A 3838-nucleotide genomic window follows, 5' to 3' on the forward strand; every position below is an offset into this window, starting at 1 on the left:
AATGAACACTGAAAAAAATGATGTTCGCTTTGAGTATAAATTCATCTACAAAAATGGAGTTTTTCAGTTGATTAAAGTCTCTAGTGTCGTTTATGATGGGAAAAATTCGACAACCGAGACTGTATTTAATCTTTTAACAGGAGTGAGAACGGAAACTACAACATTATTGGGTTCCGAAAAAATCTTAAAGAAAAATACAAAGAAAATAATGATCAGGCCATTACCTACGCTTCAGAATCTAAGGACTTTTGGCAATAAATTAGATTAATAACACCAAAACAAGAAGCATTTGCAGTTTAAAAACTAAAAAATAATGAAAAAGCTACTCCATATAACCAAAAATTTTGCCYTGCAGACTCTACGACTTCAGGTAATTATTTGCGTAACGCTTTTTCTAACGTTAAGCGCTAAAGCACAAGACAAAGCTTTGGTAAATACGTCAAATTCGCCTTACGCGAAATTGCACAGCATCAATATGACTGATGTAACCTGGACAAAAGGATTTTGGGCCGATCGGTTTAAAGTAGCCACCGAAACCATGGTACCCAATATGTGGGCCATTTATAACGATCCAAAGATCAGTCACGCTTTTGAAAATTTCAAAATTGCAGCAGGTTTAGATACCGGCTCACATGCTGGTCCATCTTTCCATGATGGCGATTATTACAAAACCTTGGAGGCTGTAGCTGTTTTATACACTTCAACCAAAAACCCAAAACTGAACGAAATGATGGATAAAGCCATTGTGGTAATCGGTAAATCACAACGCGACGATGGTTACATCTATACCAAAGCAATGATTGAGCAGCGCAAAACAGGGTCTAAAAACCAGTTTCAGGATAGGTTGAGCTTCGAATCGTACAATATAGGCCATTTAATGACAGCTGGCTGCATCCATTATCGTGCAACCGGAAAAACTACTTTGCTCAACATTGCTAAAAAAGCGACAGATTATCTGTATAATTTCTATAAATCTGCTTCACCGACATTGGTACGAAACGCCATTTGTCCATCGCATTACATGGGCGTGATAGAAATGTACCGCACCACGAAAGATCCCCGGTATTTAGAACTGGCCCAGCATTTAATTGCCATAAAAGGTAAAATTAATGATGGTACCGATGATAACCAGGATCGGATCCCTTTTCTACAACAAACCAAAGCCATGGGCCATGCCGTACGTGCCAACTACCTTTATGCGGGTGTAGCAGATTTATATGCCGAAACGGGTAAAGATTCTCTTTTAAAAACATTGAATTTAATGTGGGATGATGTCAATCAGCACAAAATGTACATCACGGGTGGCTGTGGCTCGCTTTACGATGGGACTTCGCCCGATGGCACATCCTATAATCCGGCCGATGTGCAGAAAATTCACCAGGCTTTCGGTCGTGATTTTCAATTGCCAAATTTTACCGCACATAACGAAACCTGCGCCAACATTGGTAACGTACTCTGGAACTGGCGCATGTTGCAGATTACAGGCGATGCCAAATATGCTGATGTAATGGAACTCGCTTTGCACAACAGCGTTTTATCTGGAATCAGTTTGGATGGAAAAAACTTCTTATACACCAATCCTTTGGCGCAATCAGACGATTTACCTTTTAAACAACGCTGGTCGAAAGATAGGGTGCCTTATATCGCGTTATCCAATTGCTGCCCACCAAACATAGTCAGAACGATCGCAGAAGTTAGTGATTATGCCTACAGTACTTCAGATAAAGGATTGTGGTTCAATTTATATGGTGGCAATAACTTAAATACTACATTAACCAATGGTCAGAAAATTTCTTTGTCGCAAGAAACCAATTATCCCTGGGATGGGAAGATCAAAATCAGCATTAAAGAAATAGGGAATAAAGCTTATTCGTTATTTTTGAGAATCCCGTCGTGGACACATGATGCACAGATCACAATCAATGGAAAAACTGAAAATCTTAAAGCCGTTTCCGGGACTTATGCAGAAATAAGCCGCGTTTGGAAAAAAGGTGATGTAATAGAATTAAATCTCCCTATGGATGCCACTTTGATTGAAGCCAATCCTTTGGTCGAAGAAAACAGGAATCAGGTAGCGGTAAAACGCGGACCAATTGTTTACTGCCTCGAATCGACAGATTTACCTGGTAAAAGTATTTTTAATGCTTTCATCCCAGCTTCAACCAAATTTGAGGTCAAACCCATTAATATAGATGGAGCTGCAATGATGAGTTTAGTAGGAAATGCAAAAATGGTAGCGACAAACGACTGGAAAAATGTGTTGTACAGGCCGATTGAAGATAAAAATACAATAACAGAAATTAAACTGGTGCCATACTTTGCCTGGGGAAACAGAGGGCATTCAGAAATGTCGGTGTGGCTGCCGGTGAGTAGATGATGTAATAGGGCGCGTCATGCTGAACTTGTTTCAGCATCTTTAATGCTAAGCAGCATCACAATTAAGACCCTGAAATAAATTCAGGGTGACGACCGACTAAAAAAATAAAAAACAAAAATGAAACTAAAACTCTTCATATTCCTAAACTTCGCATGTTGCCTCATCGCATCAGCCATGGTAAAGCCTGCGTCGATTTTTACTGATCATATGGTGTTACAACAACAAAGCAATGTTGCCATATGGGGCTGGGCCAAAGCTGCTACCAAGGTGAAAATCAATACCTCCTGGAACAAACAGCACTACACTGTTATTACTGATCAGGCCGGTAAATGGAAAATAAAAATTGCTACTCCATCGGCCGGAGGCCCATATAATATTGAATTAAATGATGGTGAAAAACTTGTCCTGACGGATATTTTAATTGGTGAAGTTTGGTTCTGTGGTGGCCAATCAAACATGGAAATGCCCATGAAAGGTTTTAAAAGTCAGCCGATAATTGGTTCAAATGAGGCCATTCTAAAATCTACCAATAAAAACATCAGGCTTTATACTGTTCCGCGTTCTTCCATCACCGAACGACAAGAAAACAGCAAAGCTTCGCAATGGAAATTAGCTGCCCCAGAAACCGTTGCCAATTTTAGCGCAACCGCTTATTACTTTGGTTCCTTATTAAGCGAGATGTTAAATGTTCCTATCGGGATCATCAACGATAGTTATGGTGGTTCTACAATTGAGGCCTGGATGTCGCCTGAGGATTTAAAAGCATTCCCTGAGGTTAAAATCCCCTCAAAAACCGACAGTATAAAAGAAGTAAGCAGAACGCCCACAACCTTATACAATGGCATGCTTTATCCTGTAATCGGTTATGGCATAAAAGGTGCCATTTGGTATCAGGGCGAATCGAATTATGAACGTCCAGACCGCTACGAAGATTTGTTCCCTGCGATGGTTTCTTCCTGGAGAAAAAATTGGGATAATGGCGATTTTCCCTTCTATTATGCGCAAATCGCGCCCTACAACTATGCCCAATTGCCGCCTTACCATGTTGGTGGAAAATTTAACTCGGCCTTTTTACGGGATGCACAACGTAAATCCCTAACTAAAATTCAAAATTCGGGGATGGCAGTTTTAATGGATATCGGCGAGGAAAAATCAATCCATCCCGCAAACAAAAAACAGGGCGGAACCCGTTTGGCTTACCTGGCCTTATCTCAAACTTATGGTATAAAAGGTTTTGGTGCATTAAGCCCGAACTATGAATCTTTGAACATTGATAAAAATAAAGCCGTGATCAAGTTTCAAAATGTAACAAATGGCTTAACTTCATTTGGCAAAGATTTGGCCTTATTTGAAGTAGCGGGGGCAGACCATATATTTTACCCTGCAAAAGCAACCATAACCGGAAGTAGCATCACTGTTTCAGCAGCGCAGGTTAAAGTACCCGTGGCTGTTCGCTATGCC

The 3838-nt window shown here is 40.3% G+C and carries 3 protein-coding genes; all 3 read left to right on the top strand.

From position 1 onward, the window contains the following. Positions 1–268, top strand: a 268-nt coding sequence (locus tag AC1DPQ_RS20755) for a hypothetical protein (RefSeq protein ID WP_477582903.1), incomplete at its 5' end; no start/stop codon positions are given. Positions 269–313: 45 nt separating this feature from the next. Next, on the top strand, positions 314–2377 hold the full coding sequence (locus AC1DPQ_RS20760; RefSeq protein ID WP_477582905.1) for an aceric acid hydrolase: 2064 nt from the start codon (positions 314–316) through the stop codon (positions 2375–2377). 117 nt (positions 2378–2494) lie between these two features. After that, on the top strand, positions 2495–3838 hold a 1344-nt coding region (locus tag AC1DPQ_RS20765; protein WP_477610739.1), incomplete at its 3' end, for a sialate O-acetylesterase.

Source organism: Pedobacter sp. 01T416_2 (assembly GCF_056398925.1).